A 13439-nucleotide genomic window follows, 5' to 3' on the forward strand; every position below is an offset into this window, starting at 1 on the left:
CAATAGGCGCAGTCGCAATCGACAGCAATTCCGGAATTTCCATCAAGAGCTTTCGTGAAATCCGCCAGGCCATAGCCAAGGCGTTCATGGAAGTCTTTGGCGCAGGCATTAACCTTGACCCCAGCGCACCCGATGGGATGCTGGTGGACCTTCTCGCCTATATGTACACGGAACTCGCCCAGGCGATCCAGACTGTAGGTGCAAACATCGACGTTTCAACAGCCACAGGTGCATTCCTGGATATGCTTGCCTCCATCGCGGGACTTACGCGAAACGAAGGCGAAAGCGACGAATCGCTGCGTGAAAGAATTGAACAGGCGACCTTTGAGGGCTTGGCTACTCCAAACGGGATGCTGACCTACCTTCGCGAAAACATCACAGCCAGCGTCTCCCTCAAGGAAAACTGCGAGGACGTGGAAACCGAAGGTATTCCTCCCCACCATTTCGCCATCTATGTCCCTTCCAGCTTTTCAACCGACATGATTGATCAGACGGACAAGGACTGGATTTCCATTCTTGAGGATGCCACGCGCGAAAACAGCGTGGAAAGCTATATAGCCCAGAAGATTTGGAACTGTAAGCCTGCTGGAATCAAGGGAACAGGCGACCGCTTCGGCATTGCCAGGGATGCGGCAGGTTTCCTTCACAAGGTCTGTTTCCAGTTCATCAAGGGCATCGCCTACAAGGTCAAGGTTTCCATCACGCAATATGATGAGGAAGCCCTACCCACAGACTATGCTGAAAAAATCCAGCAGCTCATTTCAAACTGGGCTTCAAGTGAATTTACCAGCGGAAAGGATATCATCCCGCAGAGAATGTGCGTCCCGATCTACAGCGGAATCACAGGCGTGGATGCAATCACGGTCCAGGTCGCACAAGTCTATTCCGAGAACTGGTCCAGCAGCAGAATCCCCGTCAGCGACGACACGACGGTCACAATCGCTGCAGAGGACGTTTCCGTAACGCTGGAGGGATAATGGCTCTCCAACATATAGACAATCTCTGGAAAAAGCTGCAAAGCCTTGTAATCACCCAGTACAAGGAATCCACCAACCTTCTCTCCATGATAGAGAAGGTGACCGACTGTTTTCAGGACATCGAGGACAGCTCCTACAGACTTGCGAACTTCGCGAATATCGAAGAAGCGGACGGGAACTGGCTTGATATTATCGGAAAACTGCGAAACCTGCCGCGCGATGATGGCGAAAGTGACAAAAGCTACCGCGACAGGCTGAAAATCCTTTTCAAGCAGAGTACCGCGGGAACGCCCCAGAACATCATCCAGAATGCGGCAGACCTATCAAAGGACAGAAACCCGCAATACCTTGACGAGGTTGATGGCGTCTTTTTCGTCTATACACCCAAGGGAAAACAGTTAAGTCGCAAGACTGTCGCCTCGTTGGCGCCTGCAGGCGTCCTTGGCTTACCCGGAGCTTCATTCAGACTGACTTCCGGAAAGGCGCTCGCAACGGTGGAACAGCCCCACAAGCTCATTCTCGCTGTCGCACAGGACAAGAACATCATCGACAACGGATACCTCTCAAGCGAACAGGGATTGCCCCTGCTAACGGAAGATGGCAGGCACATCATCCTATAGGAACAGAAAATGACGGAAGAAAATGTCAAGATTTTAGAGCTGGAAGAAAGCACCCTCGCGGAGATCAAGGCGCAGGGCTACGTTCCCGTAAGCATTGACGGAAAGACTTTCAAGGTTCCGGTCGCACAGTTCGCCTCGCTGGCGACTTATTCCTCCAGCACCTACGCCCCCACCGTCCATGGGGACGTAAGCGTGAACACAGTCCGAACACCGACCGTTATCCAGCTGAATGTCGGCGGAGTTGTCGCTGGCTACCTAGTACCCAAAATTGACGTTCCCGGAATCCAGGACATGAAGGTTCTCAAGATTGGCGGTCCAAACGGCATCCATTGGGAAGATGATGTTTCTACTTCCGGCGACCATAAGGTTTCCATCGACGAGGATTCTGTCGCTGGCTTCCTGAAAGACATTCTCGTTTCCGACGCGGACGAAATCACGCTTACGCCCATGAACGGCACTTTACGCATCGGACTGAACTTGACGGGAGAAAGTGACCCGAAGCTCACCACAATGCCGGAAAGCGAGATTGACAGCAACACAAACAACTATGGCGCCTACGGGCTTCAAGATGGCTTCGAGGAACTGGAATGGGGCGATAACGAGTTCCGTTCCTACAGCTATTGCAACGCTAAAATTTACCAGTGCATGAGAATTTCGGACGCCCAGGGGTCAATCACCAAATGCACCATCGCTCTTGCTGGAAGCGTCCTTGACTGGGCCTGCCTCTGCATCGGGGTCTTTGACACAAGGGGTAATCTGCTAGGCCATACAGGTCTGCGCCACGTCGGCAAGGATTTTACCAGCGGGACGCAGCTCTGTTCTTTTGACATGAGAGAAACATCGCAGGGAACGCTCAAGATCAAGCGAAACACCCGCTACATAGTCCAAGTTTGGTCTATCGGCGTACAGCTCGCGGCAAAGGATCGCGAGAACGCGAACTACCTCTACGATTTTGACCTCCGTCAGAACCTGGAATCAACCCTCGGCAACAGCGTTGACTTCATGGACCCCATCAACGGTTCTTTCAACACAGCCGCAAAGATTCCATTCATTTCCTTTGGCGCTTCCGACGTGTAGCAAGGAGACTTCATAATGGCAGAAAATATTACAACCCTTTTGGAACTGTTGGACGCTGGCGAACTTTCCGAAAACGACCTCATCTACATCGTCCATGGAAGTGGAAGCGATCGCGACCGCAAGCTCAAACTTTCCAGACTGCAGCTGCATTGTGCCAAGGTAATCGTCAATTCCGAGGATGAATACCCAGCCCCCCTTGAACAGAAATTTTCCCTGTCGGACAGCCCGGAGCATCGTCATGGCGATATCTGGTTTTCTGTCATTGATACGCGAGGAGGCAAACAGCTTTCCACAACAATTCGCGACAATCGAATCACCACGGCAATGCTAAAGGACAACGCTGTCACGGGAGACAAGATTGCAAATAGCGCAATCACTTCTGACAAGATTTGGAACGTCAGCGGAGACAACATCGACTTTTCCGTAAACAAGGGAAGCAAGGGCGTCACCATCAGCGGTGGCGGAACCTCCGAAACCGTTCTTGCCGATATTACCACAATCAACCCAGTGACCTATCGAGGATTTTTTGATTTCACTGTTGGCTTCAAGAATATCTCCACCTACCCGCTTTCCCATGCGGTAATAAAACTGTTCGACAAGAACAACAATCTTGTGGATTCCTTCGACTTTTCGGGCTATACCGACCAGGAATGGCATTACGGAAGAATCGTCGGAAGGTATTCCTTTGGAAAGCCGGGTGAATACAGCAACCTCTATCTAAAGCTGGAGGGCGATACCAATTTCAGCGGTTCCAGAAGTCCACAGGTCAGCTGGCGTGGCTACGTCATTCCGTAGGGAGCAACCATGGAAATAACAGGACTTGACGTAGGCGCGGTAGCCACCGCCATAGGCGCTGTCGTGAAGGCGCTTCATTCCGACAGCAAGGTCGCCTCGGCAAAGAAAGGCATCGACGAAAGATTTGCTGTTCTCGAGGAACGCATGAAGCATAACGACAAACGCCTTGATGATGGGGATTCCAATTTCAAGAGTCTCGACAGCAAGATCGACAGGATGAACGAATCATTGAACCAGCTTATCGGAGAAATAAGGGCGGGTCACAAGTGAAACTGGAACTCCATGTAACGGCAATCGAGGCCCCTCCGACCTGCTGGCTAAAGAAACGTGATTGCTATTTGCTGCAAATCGCAACGAAAGTCTGCGTTTCGTACACGCTGGAAGGAAAGGAATACAAGGTCATATTCAAGTTCAAGCCAGACTATAAATGCGACGGTTTAAGTGTTCCCAAGATTTTCCAATGGTTCTTGCCTAGCTGGGACGATAACAACAGAATCTACAACTGGGCAGGCATCATTCACGATGCACTTTACGGAAACAAAGGCTTTGACGTTTTCACGCGGGAGCAATGCGACAGCATCTTCCGAGGCATCCTCCGTATTTCCGGAATAAGCCGATTCAAGGCTGGCTGTGCCGATAAGGCGCTGGAATGGTTCGCCTGTCTGCACTGGGGTGACGATAACCTCAAATGTTCAAAACTTGTCACGATGGAGAAAGTATGATCGCCAAGGAAATAAAGAACTTCACGCTGGCAGAAATGCTAGTCACAAATACAGGTCTCCCAAATTTTCCCTCAACCCTTGAGCAGCTGGAAAATGTTCTGGAAACAGCCAAGAGGCTTCAAACTGTAAGAAACCTGTTTGGACGTGCTATCCGCGTAAACAGCGTGTACCGTTCCAGGCTGGTAAATGAAGCTGTGGACGGATCAAAGACTTCGATGCACTTGCAGGCGCTTGCAGCGGATATTTGCGCCTATTCCGGAAACGAGGGCGACAATCGCGATCTTTATTCCCTTCTGGAAAGCAAGATAGAAGAAATGCAGATTGACCAGTTGATTATGTATAACAAAAAGGCCGGGGACAAATCCTCGACCATTAGGTTCATTCATGTCGGCTAGACTGTTGGAACACCCAGAGGACAGAAACTGTTCAAGTGATATAGAAAATCCACCAGAAATGGCGGATTTTTCATTTTTTTCAAAAAACTATAAACTACCCTTCATTGCAATTATATAAAGCAACTCTTTTAAGTCTTCACCCCATATGACTTTTACATTTTTAGACGCTGCATACTGCACAAATTCTAGGTTCAGATTTTTCTGACATTTGGTAAGGATTACCCACTTCTCCAACAATTTGTTTTGCTCGTTATGCCATTCTTGATAGTTATCTGCTTTTAAAACTTGATCAATAGGACCGAAACCTACAGAATTGCTGTAATCCTTGACTTGAATTGCTATGATATAATAAGATTCATCATAAGTGAGTGGTGATGGAATTTTAATAATTATGTCAGCGCCATGCTCTTTTTCCGCCTTACCACCAACACGAAGTACCTTGTAATGAGGGTATAACTTCTGCAATCCACGAACCAATGCAAATTCCCATTCTGATTCAGAAAACTGGGAGTTCATATTAACATACAGTTTATCCTTTATTTCATCAGAAAAAGCGTCAAAAACAGATTCTTCAACATCATCATAACGGTCGTAATAATCTTTTACGCTCAATAAAGATTCTTTGGGCGCTTCGATCATTCTTTCTATGACGTCCGCAAAATCATTGAGTCCCCAAAAACGCATGGGAGTTCGTAAAGAAGCCTTGAGTGAACCTACAAGAGGATTATGACGTCGAAATTCTGTGACAAACTCCGCAGGAAAAATATGACCATAGTCCCCCTCTTTAGGGTCAATTTCAAAACGATATCCCTTAGCAAAATCCTCAGTCGCCCGAACAATCGCCACAGTATCTGGAGAGCAAAGGCCTGGAACCAACAGAACATCGCCTTGTTTAACCTTAAACATGCTTTTATTACGAGCTGCCCCCTCGTTTACAGTCATACTTCTTAAATCTTGGCCAGGATCATAACCCCAACCTTGACGAAGGCGTTTATGCTCAATTAACTCTTTCTTAAAAAAGTCACGTCTTGAAGTATTGATTCTATATCCATAGTAATTTGTCATAAAAAACTCAAACTAAACAGGCTCGTGATAATCACCCCTGGCGCAGGGAGTATCCAGCAGGCTTCTAAGAGTGGGATATCCGCCCTGTCCACATTTCTTACAAATAAAACTCATATTTACTCCTCTTGCATTGAAGATAACTATATCTAACTAGGAGTAATATAAACAAAAAAAAACAAAGTCAAGTTTTTTTTGAATTTTTTAAGGAAAAACTAAAAATTGACAAAAAAATCCTCGCTCCACCTGGAACGAGGCTTTTTTATGCATTTCCCTTGGGCTTGTTCTTTGACCCCTTCGGTCTGCCGCCCTTCTTTCCGTTTTCTGCGGAGGATGGCTTTGGGCGGCTCCCTATCATCTGGGAATGAATGGATCGCACCTGTGCATCCGTCAAGATCGCTCCACAGCAGGGACATTTAGCAGGCATCTGTTTCTCCGATATTTTTCGATAGTCAAAGGATAGTCAATAGTCATTTGATTTATAAATGAGTTCTGCCCCATTCAAAAACCTAACTAAAGTTAGGTTTTCTTTTTTTGAGTGTAAACCCACAAAAATTTGACTTCTATGCAAATAATTTTATTTACAAACAATTATTATTGCATTATATTTAATTCAAATTGCATAGGATTCAATTTTTATGGATATAAAAGAAGTTCCAATTTCGGACATAAAGCCATACGAGAATAACCCCCGCAACAATGAGATGGCGATTGAAAAGGTTGTCGCCAGCATCAAGAATTTCGGCTTCAAGGTTCCCATCATCATCGACCGCGAAAATGTAATCGTCTGCGGTCATACCCGCTACCTCGCGGCCCAGCAGCTAGAAATGGAGAAAATCCCCTGCATCATGGCGGACGATCTCACCCCAAACCAGGTCAAGGCCTTCCGACTTGCCGACAATAAGGTGGCGGAAGCAAGCGGATGGGATTTCACGAAGCTCAACGAGGAACTTTCCTTTCTCAACGAGATCGCCTTTGACGTGGAACAGTTTGGCTTCAACCCCAGCGAGGACGTGGACTTTGACAGTTTCCTCACCAACGAGGAAAATCCGGAAAAGAAGCCAAAGACCATCACCTGCCCCCACTGCGGAAAGAGCTTCGAGAAATAATGCTTCTCCACATGGCAACAGATGGACTCGTAGGCGATTTCTACACAAAGTTCCCCAAGAAGGAACTCAATATCCTTACGTCCTTTGAATACAAGTCGTCGCTCATGGGCAACGACGTTCGTGAATTTAACCACTTCATCGCGGATAGTGGCGCCTTCACAGCCATGGCGAGTGGAAAGAAGATTGACGACAAGTACATCGACGCCTATATCGACTGGATCAAGTGCGAGCATATCGACAACTATATCGAAATGGATATCGACGAAATCGTGGGCTACGAGAAGGTCAAGGAAATCCGAAACCGCATAGAACGGGCCACAGGCAAGCAGAGCATCCCCGTCTGGCATCTTGGACGCAAGAAGGAAGGCTGGCTTGATATGGTCCAGAACTTTTCCTACGTCGCGCTCTCGCTCTCTGGATTCACGGATTCTAGCAAATGGCTAAAGGCCAATGACTGGAAGCCCCTCCACTTCTTCCTGGAAACTGCGGCGAAGTACAACACGAAGGTTCACGCGCTGGGCTGTACGAACTGGCCCCTTTTGCGCAAGTTCCACTTTTTCAGCAGCGATTCAAGCACCTGGAGCCTCGGCGAAAGGTACGGAAACTGCTTCCTCTTTCAGGATGGAGTCATGAAGAACATCCATCTGCCAAAGAAATTCAAGAAGGACAAGAAAACTCTTGGATTCCACAACAAACAACAATGGTTCAAGGCAATGCAATATGCAAAAATCAAAATGTGATGCGGTGCTGCTGCTATCCGGCGGGATTGACAGCACGACTGTTCTGGAACAGCTTACGAAACAGGGCAAGAAGGTTTTCTGCCTCATTTTCGACTACAAGCAGACATTATCCAAGGAAATCGCCTATGCCGCGCAGAACGCGAAGCGACTGAAACAGCCCTACAAGATTATCTCCATCGACCTGGGGTTTGCCGGAAGCAAGTGTTCTCTGATTTCCAAGACGAAGATCAGCGTAAACAGGGACTTCAAGCAGATAGATTCCTCCATACCCACAAGCTATGTGGAGTTCAGGAACGGAATCCTGCTCTCTTACGCGGTCATGTTCGCGGAAGTGAACGGCATAGGCGAAATCTACGGAGGCTTCAACGGGCTTGCAAGCGGTCAATACTATGACGACACCCTTCCCTTCATCAAGGCATTCGAGAAGGCTGCAAACCTTGGCACAAGCCCAGCCTTCAACGTCCGAATCCGCGCCCCCTTCTCCATGATGGAAAAGGCTGAAATCGTCAAGGCAGGGCGCAAGATCGGAATCGACTATGAAAAGAACACCTGGAGCTGCTACAACAATGGAGACCGCCATTGTGGAAAGTGCGACAGCTGCAAACAGCGCGAACGCGCTTTGAATCTGGGAGGCTGCGAAAATGGCTAGGACCTACAGGATAAACACAATCTTTTTCAGCATCCAGGGCGAAGGCAAGCGCGTAGGAACGCCACAGGTCTTTGTGCGTTTCAGCGGATGCAACATGAAATGTCCCTTCTGCGATACGGATCATGAAACGTTCACGGAAATGACCGCGGAACAGATTATCGCAAAGGCGAAGGAAGTTGGCGGAAATTGCCGAAGCGTCTCCTTCTGCGGAGGCGAGCCGACGCTCCAGCTTGACGCGGAACTTATCAAGGCCTTCGAAGGCTGGTACAAGTCCATCGAGACGAACGGCACAAAGCCCGTTCCCGCAGGGATTGACTACATCGTTTGCAGCCCCAAGACAAGCAGGATCGTGCCGGACAATATCGACGAGCTTCGTTTCGTCATAAAGGCTGGCGAACCGTTACCTACCCCATGCAAGACAGCGAGAAGAATGTGCCTTTCCCCCTGTTTTGAAGGCGACAATCTTGTTCGCGAGAATCTTGACCACTGTATTGAGCTGGTCAAGCAGAATCCGGGCTGGATTCTTTCACTTCAATGGCACAAGTTCATAGGAATCGAATAATGTTCAAGGTAAGCAAGCGTTTTGAAATCGCAGGCGCGCACCGTCTGGAATTACCCTACGAAAGCAAGTGCAACGGCCTCCACGGACACAACTGGATTATTACGGTCTGTTGCAAGAGCAAGACCCTGAACGCCCAGGGAATGGTCGTGGATTTCAAGCAGATCAAGCAGAGCATTTCCGAGAAGCTGGACCACGCCTACATCAATGATGTAGTCCCGTTCAATCCTACTGCGGAAAACATCGCAAGATGGATTTGCGAACAGGTGCCGTTCTGCTATCGCGTCGTCGTACAGGAAAGCGAAGGAAACATCGCGGAATATGATCGAGAAGAAGAAAATTGAGAGCCTGGTAAGACAGCTTCTCCAGGCGCTCAATGACAATCCTAATCGCGAGGGGCTTCGGGAGACGCCCCGCCGCGTTGCGGACTATTATGCGGAAATGTTCGAAGGCCAGAACTATACCAACGAACAGATTGCAAGGAAGTTCGGCAAGTGCTTCAAGCAAAAGACGGACGGGCAGATTGTCAAGGTTGACGATATAACGATTTTCAGCCACTGTGAGCATCATCTGGCGCTCATGTATGACATGAAGGTTTCCATCCGCTACATTCCCCATGGCAAGGTTCTCGGACTTTCCAAGTTCGCCCGTATCGCGGAAATGGTGGGAAAGCGTCTCCAGCTCCAGGAAAAGATAGGAAGCGACATTGCCGAGGTCATTCACCTCGCGACTGGTTCAGAGGACGTCGAAGTGAGCATCGAAGGAAAGCACGCCTGTGTCACAGCAAGAGGCGCAAAGAACGTCTCCATGGTGACTCGGACTGTTCATTCCAGCGGAGTTTTCCGCAATCACTTGACCTCGAACGTCACCGAATCAATCAGCTGATGAGTGTCGATGAGGGGCGTCGGACTGTCGTTCTTCTCCCTGCGTCGCGCGATAAGCGTAGCCTCATGCAACGCCTCGTATCTTGCGCTGTCGCGCATGGCGAGCGTGATGCAGTCCTTCAATCTTACGCCCAGCTCAAGGCATAGGGCATCAACATCGAACTTTCCAGCTATCACAAGGGGGATATACTTCTGTTCGATCTTTGGCATCAAGGCCCTGTACCTCTCCATGGCGAAGCGCAGGAACGGACGCGCGGGAATGGCGCTGTAATGGACGCCCTCAAGGGTCGTCCCGGCCTTTCTTCCGTAGTTGAGCGTTCTTGCTATAAGCGCATTGGAGGGAGGCTCGCGAAGCGCAGCAGTCCTCTTGCCCGTTTTCTTGCGGTAGTCCAGGTTCTGCTTCGCCTTTCTTGCCGTTCCATTGGAATCCAGCCATCCGGCGACAACCTTCCTCTCGTTCAGCGCCTTGAGTGTGTCGAACCTTTTCTTCAAATCTTCAAATGTGGTAATAGCCATGGAAACCGTATATAAAAAATCATTTCTTCCGGGGAGCCGATGGCTAACATAGACCAAACAAAACAAAAAAACGACTACCTCACAGTCAAGGAGGTCGCAAAGAAGATCGGCTTCAACCCTTTCACCGTCTATGACTGGATAAAGACGCGCGGGATGCCCGTACGCCGCAGCTGCAAGCGTGGACGCATTACAATCTACTGGCCCGATTTTCTGCGCTGGTGGAAGGACTTGAGAAACGACTAATGTATGAACGAGCCAGTAGATATGAGACAGCTCGGCAAGCTGGGAGGCCTTGCCGCGTCCAGGAGCAAGCAGAAGGCCAAGGAGGCTCGCGACGTCGCGAGAAATGTACTTGGCACAAAGTTTACGCTGGGTGAAGGGAAGCTCAAGGAATCGCTGCGGAACATCGGAATCCAGGTTGACAAGCCGATCCAGATACGTGCAGCAATTCTTTCAGTCATGAGCGGCATGGCCCTTTCCGGAAACATCAAGGCGGCTCGTTTTGTCTTTGACATAGCCGAGGAGACGGAGGCAACCAAGCTCACCCGCGCAAAGCGAAAAATGCTCGACAGGATGGTTGACTGTCCCGATGCGATAACGATAGACTCCAACGGGGAAATCCCCACGCCGGAGGAACTGGGAGAAATCAGAAGGCAGGCCAGGGAACTGGGCATCTACGAAAACGACTCCACAGATTGAAAGACTTGCAAGGAGCAATCTTCTCGCCTTCGTGAAGGCGACCATGCCGACGTACAGCATCGGCTGGGTACATAGGGAAATCTGCGCCCGTCTCATGGGGTTCTTCGTGGACGTCATGGAACGCAAGAGCCCTCGACTCATTCTAACCATGCCTCCGCGACATGGCAAGAGCCAGCTTGTCTCCAAGCACTTTCCAGCCTGGTGCTTTGGCGTAAATCCGAACATTTCCTTCATCGCCTGCAGCTATAGCGACAGCCTTTCAAAGCGAGTCAATAAGGACGTCCAGAGGATCATGGACTCAAGCGAGTTCCATAGAATCTTCCCAAACGTTTCCCTCCCCCCGCGCGGAAGCAGGTTCACCCGTTCCGCAAACCTGCTGGAAATACCGAACCACATCGGAAGTTTCCGAAGCACTGGTATCGGGGGCGGCATCACGGGCATGGGCTGTGACATTCTCGGCATTGACGACCCGTTGAAGGACAGACAGGAAGCGAACAGCATCACGATCCGCGACAGGGTCTGGGACTGGTACACATCTACAGCCTACACACGTCTTTCCCCGGGCGGTGGCGTTCTGGTGACGCTTACCAGATGGCATGAGGACGACTTGGCTGGACGCCTGCTCAACGCCATGAAGCGGGGCGATGGAGACCAGTGGACCATCATAAACTATCCCGCAATCGCTGAAATTGACGAGCCTCACCGTAGAATCGGAGAAGCCCTCCATCCGGAAAGATACCCCGTCGAAATGCTTGAGAAGATCAAGGCGAACGTGGGAAGCTATGACTGGAACGCCCTTTACCAGCAGCACCCCGCACCCGTCGGCGGAAGCATCATCAAGCGCGAATGGCTGCAGGAATACGAGATTCTGCCGAAGGTATTCGACAAGATTATCCAAAGCTGGGATTTCACGTTCACGGACAGCGCCTCAAGCGACAATGTAGCAGGAACCGTCTGGGGAAAGGTCGGCTCGCGCTTCTACCTCATCGACTGCGTCTGCGAGAAGATGGATTTCGTCTCCAGCATCCGCGCCCTGCAAAGAATCACGGTCAAGCATCCCAAGGCATTGAAAAAAATCATAGAGGACAAGGCCAACGGCCCCGCAATCATAAGCGCATTGAAAAACCAGATCAGCGGGATCGTCCCCTACACGCCGCAGGGGTCAAAGGAGGCGCGAGCCTTCGCTGTCAGCCCCCTTTTCGAGGCTGGGAACGTATTCATCCCCAAACAGGATGCGGAACACCCCTGGGTTCGCGACTACGTCGAGGAACTGGTCTCCTTCCCCACAGCCCCGCATGACGACCGCGTGGACTCTACCACGCAAGCCCTCAACTACCTATCGACCGGGACAGGCTCCGGCATGGTCAGCTTCATCTAAAAAGGAAATCAACTCATGGAAAAAAGCAAGATTCAGGACGGTGCCTACGGCAATTTCGTCACAGGAATGGGTCACGCCCAGATGGATAAGGGCGAAAACACCTTCGCAAAGCCCTACGGAGGAAGCGACCTCTACGAACTGGCGAAAATGAAGGTGCAGGACGGAATTGCAGCCCGGATCGTGGAATGTGTTCCGGAAACAGCCTTCAAGCATGACATTTCCATCATCGGAGACGAAGATGGAACAGTCCTCAAGGAATGTTTCTCCCTTGGCCTCATCGAAGCCCTGCAGGTCGCTGGCGAATATCAGCGTTTGACTGGAGGCGCAATCATCGTCACGGAATACGAGAATGACGATTTGCAGTCCCTGGCTGCACCCCCAACGTCCAGCGCCAAGGTGAGACAGTACCGCGTCTATAGCGCAGGGACAGTCGATCTTCAATCCAGCGACTTCGAGGGTGATTCCCCGAAAGTTTTCCGAGTCACCCTTCTGGACGGTGAAAGGCGCGAAATCCACCCCCAAAGATGTACTGTCATTTATGGCAAGAAGGCCCCGGACGTCCTTCGTGGAGTCTCCCTGCGGGAACGGTTCTTCGGAACACCCGCCTTGAAGGCCAGCGAACAGAGCCTAAAGAACCTCGCCAACGTCATGGCAAGCATCGTCAACATGGCGACGGAGACGGGCGTCATGCTTTTCAGCCTGGAGAACTTCAACGAAATGCTCTCCAAGCCGGACTGCGGCATCCGCGACGCACAGGAGCTTATTAGCCTCGTCAAGCTATCCATGAGTTCGTTCCGGGGCGTTTTCAGCGGCGCAAATGACAAGTTCGAGATTTTAAGCCACAACTTCACAGGTTTGCCCGAAGTCCTGCAGAAGGCGATGAACATGGTCAGCGCGGATTCAAGAATCCCCATGAGCATCCTTTTCGGACAGAGCGCCACTGGCCTCGCCCAGACCAACGAGGGCGACACAAAGGCCTATGGCGAACTGGTGGAAAGCTGGCGTTCCCGCTATATCTACCGTCCGTCAGCAAGGCTCATTTCTGAACTTGCCCACAGGAACTGCAACGCAAGCTGTAGCGAGTTCGAATGGGGACCAGTTTCTGTCATGAGCCTAAAGGAACAGCTGGAGGCAAAGAAGCTCCAGGCGGAAACCCTCAATATCTATTACCAGATGGGAGCCATAGACGCAGACAGCATCCGCGAGAGCATCTTTCACAACGGTCACTCCTGGGAAGTAACCGTAGAGGACTAGCAG

Annotated in this window: 19 protein-coding genes and 1 pseudogene; 17 read left to right on the forward strand and 3 right to left on the reverse strand. The window is 50.4% G+C overall.

Going from position 1 to position 13439, the window contains the following annotated elements:
• From B7992_RS16660 to B7992_RS09425, 7 genes and pseudogenes are all read left to right on the forward strand, one after another.
• Positions 1-977: pseudogene (locus tag B7992_RS16660) on the forward strand (hypothetical protein); the annotation flags it as partial.
• Positions 977-1597, forward strand: coding sequence for a DUF2612 domain-containing protein (locus B7992_RS09400; protein WP_088666127.1), 621 nt, complete (start codon positions 977-979; stop codon positions 1595-1597). The pseudogene B7992_RS16660 and the gene B7992_RS09400, both read left to right, overlap by 1 nt.
• Positions 1598-1606: 9 nt before the next feature.
• Positions 1607-2674, forward strand: a complete 1068-nt coding sequence (locus tag B7992_RS09405) for a hypothetical protein (protein WP_088666128.1) — start codon at positions 1607-1609, stop codon at positions 2672-2674.
• Between the two features lie 15 nt (positions 2675-2689).
• Positions 2690-3469, forward strand: a complete 780-nt coding sequence (locus B7992_RS09410) for a hypothetical protein (RefSeq protein WP_088666129.1) — start codon at positions 2690-2692, stop codon at positions 3467-3469.
• Positions 3470-3478: 9 nt separating this feature from the next.
• Positions 3479-3739 carry a hypothetical protein gene (locus B7992_RS09415; RefSeq protein ID WP_088666130.1) on the forward strand — a complete coding sequence of 87 codons (261 nt, stop codon included), beginning with the start codon at positions 3479-3481 and terminating at the stop codon, positions 3737-3739.
• Positions 3736-4191, forward strand: a complete 456-nt coding sequence (locus B7992_RS09420; protein WP_176421900.1) for a DUF1353 domain-containing protein — start codon at positions 3736-3738, stop codon at positions 4189-4191. The genes B7992_RS09415 and B7992_RS09420 overlap by 4 nt, the downstream gene beginning before the upstream one ends.
• Positions 4188-4586 (forward strand): D-Ala-D-Ala carboxypeptidase family metallohydrolase, encoded by a 399-nt coding sequence (locus tag B7992_RS09425; protein ID WP_176421901.1) that lies wholly within the window; start codon positions 4188-4190, stop codon positions 4584-4586. Before B7992_RS09420 ends, B7992_RS09425 begins: the two co-directional genes overlap by 4 nt.
• Positions 4587-4673: 87 nt before the next feature.
• Here B7992_RS09425 and B7992_RS09430 read toward each other — a convergent pair whose 3' ends face one another.
• A complete protein-coding gene (locus tag B7992_RS09430; RefSeq protein WP_141100425.1) occupies positions 4674-5651 on the reverse strand; it encodes a hypothetical protein in 978 nt (325 codons plus the stop codon).
• Between the two features lie 259 nt (positions 5652-5910).
• Positions 5911-6075 (reverse strand): hypothetical protein, encoded by a 165-nt coding sequence (locus tag B7992_RS16665; protein ID WP_176421902.1) that lies wholly within the window; start codon positions 6073-6075, stop codon positions 5911-5913.
• A 211-nt stretch (positions 6076-6286) separates the two neighbouring features.
• Here B7992_RS16665 and B7992_RS09440 point away from each other — a divergent pair, with 211 nt between their 5' ends.
• From B7992_RS09440 to folE, 6 genes are read left to right on the forward strand one after another with little or no spacing between them, the layout of a single operon-like run.
• A complete protein-coding gene (locus B7992_RS09440) occupies positions 6287-6757 on the forward strand; it encodes a ParB N-terminal domain-containing protein (protein WP_073224970.1) in 471 nt (156 codons plus the stop codon).
• The gene (locus B7992_RS09445) at positions 6757-7497 is read left to right on the forward strand and encodes a hypothetical protein (RefSeq protein ID WP_073224980.1); all 741 of its coding nucleotides are present in this window, start codon (positions 6757-6759) and stop codon (positions 7495-7497) included. The genes B7992_RS09440 and B7992_RS09445 overlap by 1 nt, the downstream gene beginning before the upstream one ends.
• Positions 7478-8146, forward strand: coding sequence for a 7-cyano-7-deazaguanine synthase QueC (gene queC / locus B7992_RS09450; protein WP_088666135.1), 669 nt, complete (start codon positions 7478-7480; stop codon positions 8144-8146). Before B7992_RS09445 ends, queC begins: the two co-directional genes overlap by 20 nt.
• Entirely contained in the window at positions 8139-8708 is a 570-nt protein-coding gene (locus B7992_RS09455; RefSeq protein ID WP_088666136.1) for a 7-carboxy-7-deazaguanine synthase QueE, read from the forward strand. Before queC ends, B7992_RS09455 begins: the two co-directional genes overlap by 8 nt.
• Complete coding sequence (queD, locus tag B7992_RS09460) at positions 8708-9049, forward strand: 6-carboxytetrahydropterin synthase QueD (protein WP_073224988.1); 342 nt, start codon at positions 8708-8710, stop codon at positions 9047-9049. The genes B7992_RS09455 and queD overlap by 1 nt, the downstream gene beginning before the upstream one ends.
• Positions 9030-9590, forward strand: coding sequence for a GTP cyclohydrolase I (folE, locus tag B7992_RS09465; protein WP_088666173.1), 561 nt, complete (start codon positions 9030-9032; stop codon positions 9588-9590). Before queD ends, folE begins: the two co-directional genes overlap by 20 nt.
• Here the strand turns inward: folE and B7992_RS09470 are convergent.
• Positions 9554-10105: a hypothetical protein gene (locus tag B7992_RS09470; RefSeq protein WP_073224989.1), complete on the reverse strand. Its 552-nt coding sequence runs from the start codon at positions 10103-10105 to the stop codon at positions 9554-9556. The genes folE and B7992_RS09470 overlap by 37 nt on opposite strands.
• A 39-nt stretch (positions 10106-10144) precedes the next feature.
• On the opposite strand from B7992_RS09470, the gene B7992_RS09475 reads away from it, so the two are divergent.
• Genes B7992_RS09475 through B7992_RS09490 form a run of 4 tightly spaced genes read left to right on the forward strand, consistent with a single transcriptional unit; the run spans position 10145 to position 13436 of the window.
• Complete coding sequence (locus B7992_RS09475; protein WP_073224990.1) at positions 10145-10348, forward strand: helix-turn-helix domain-containing protein; 204 nt, start codon at positions 10145-10147, stop codon at positions 10346-10348.
• A gap of 3 nt (positions 10349-10351) precedes the next feature.
• Positions 10352-10804, forward strand: a complete 453-nt coding sequence (locus tag B7992_RS09480) for a hypothetical protein (RefSeq protein WP_088666137.1) — start codon at positions 10352-10354, stop codon at positions 10802-10804.
• A 43-nt stretch (positions 10805-10847) separates the two neighbouring features.
• Positions 10848-12182 (forward strand): phage terminase large subunit, encoded by a 1335-nt coding sequence (gene terL / locus B7992_RS09485; RefSeq protein WP_088666138.1) that lies wholly within the window; start codon positions 10848-10850, stop codon positions 12180-12182.
• A gap of 15 nt (positions 12183-12197) precedes the next feature.
• Positions 12198-13436: a phage portal protein gene (locus B7992_RS09490; RefSeq protein ID WP_088666139.1), complete on the forward strand. Its 1239-nt coding sequence runs from the start codon at positions 12198-12200 to the stop codon at positions 13434-13436.
• Positions 13437-13439: the final 3 nt, after the last annotated feature.

The sequence above is a fragment of the Fibrobacter sp. UWH1 genome (assembly GCF_002210365.1).
Taxonomy (GTDB): Bacteria; Fibrobacterota; Fibrobacteria; order Fibrobacterales; family Fibrobacteraceae; genus Fibrobacter.

Bases quoted from the DNA above. Each gene is read 5' to 3' on its own strand.
- B7992_RS09400 (WP_088666127.1), top strand. From the start codon at position 977: ATGGCTCTCCAACATATAGACAATCTCTGGAAAAAGCTGCAAAGCCTT.
- B7992_RS09405 (WP_088666128.1), top strand. From the start codon at position 1,607: ATGACGGAAGAAAATGTCAAGATTTTAGAGCTGGAAGAAAGCACCCTC.
- B7992_RS09410 (WP_088666129.1), top strand. From the start codon at position 2,690: ATGGCAGAAAATATTACAACCCTTTTGGAACTGTTGGACGCTGGCGAA.
- B7992_RS09415 (WP_088666130.1), top strand. From the start codon at position 3,479: ATGGAAATAACAGGACTTGACGTAGGCGCGGTAGCCACCGCCATAGGC.
- B7992_RS09425 (WP_176421901.1), top strand. From the start codon at position 4,188: ATGATCGCCAAGGAAATAAAGAACTTCACGCTGGCAGAAATGCTAGTC.
- B7992_RS09430 (WP_141100425.1), bottom strand. From the start codon at position 5,651: ATGACAAATTACTATGGATATAGAATCAATACTTCAAGACGTGACTTT.
- B7992_RS16665 (WP_176421902.1), bottom strand. From the start codon at position 6,075: ATGCCTGCTAAATGTCCCTGCTGTGGAGCGATCTTGACGGATGCACAG.
- B7992_RS09440 (WP_073224970.1), top strand. From the start codon at position 6,287: ATGGATATAAAAGAAGTTCCAATTTCGGACATAAAGCCATACGAGAAT.
- B7992_RS09445 (WP_073224980.1), top strand. From the start codon at position 6,757: ATGCTTCTCCACATGGCAACAGATGGACTCGTAGGCGATTTCTACACA.
- queC (WP_088666135.1), top strand. From the start codon at position 7,478: ATGCAAAAATCAAAATGTGATGCGGTGCTGCTGCTATCCGGCGGGATT.
- B7992_RS09455 (WP_088666136.1), top strand. From the start codon at position 8,139: ATGGCTAGGACCTACAGGATAAACACAATCTTTTTCAGCATCCAGGGC.
- queD (WP_073224988.1), top strand. From the start codon at position 8,708: ATGTTCAAGGTAAGCAAGCGTTTTGAAATCGCAGGCGCGCACCGTCTG.
- B7992_RS09470 (WP_073224989.1), bottom strand. From the start codon at position 10,105: ATGGCTATTACCACATTTGAAGATTTGAAGAAAAGGTTCGACACACTC.
- B7992_RS09475 (WP_073224990.1), top strand. From the start codon at position 10,145: ATGGCTAACATAGACCAAACAAAACAAAAAAACGACTACCTCACAGTC.
- B7992_RS09480 (WP_088666137.1), top strand. From the start codon at position 10,352: ATGAACGAGCCAGTAGATATGAGACAGCTCGGCAAGCTGGGAGGCCTT.
- terL (WP_088666138.1), top strand. From the start codon at position 10,848: ATGCCGACGTACAGCATCGGCTGGGTACATAGGGAAATCTGCGCCCGT.
- B7992_RS09490 (WP_088666139.1), top strand. From the start codon at position 12,198: ATGGAAAAAAGCAAGATTCAGGACGGTGCCTACGGCAATTTCGTCACA.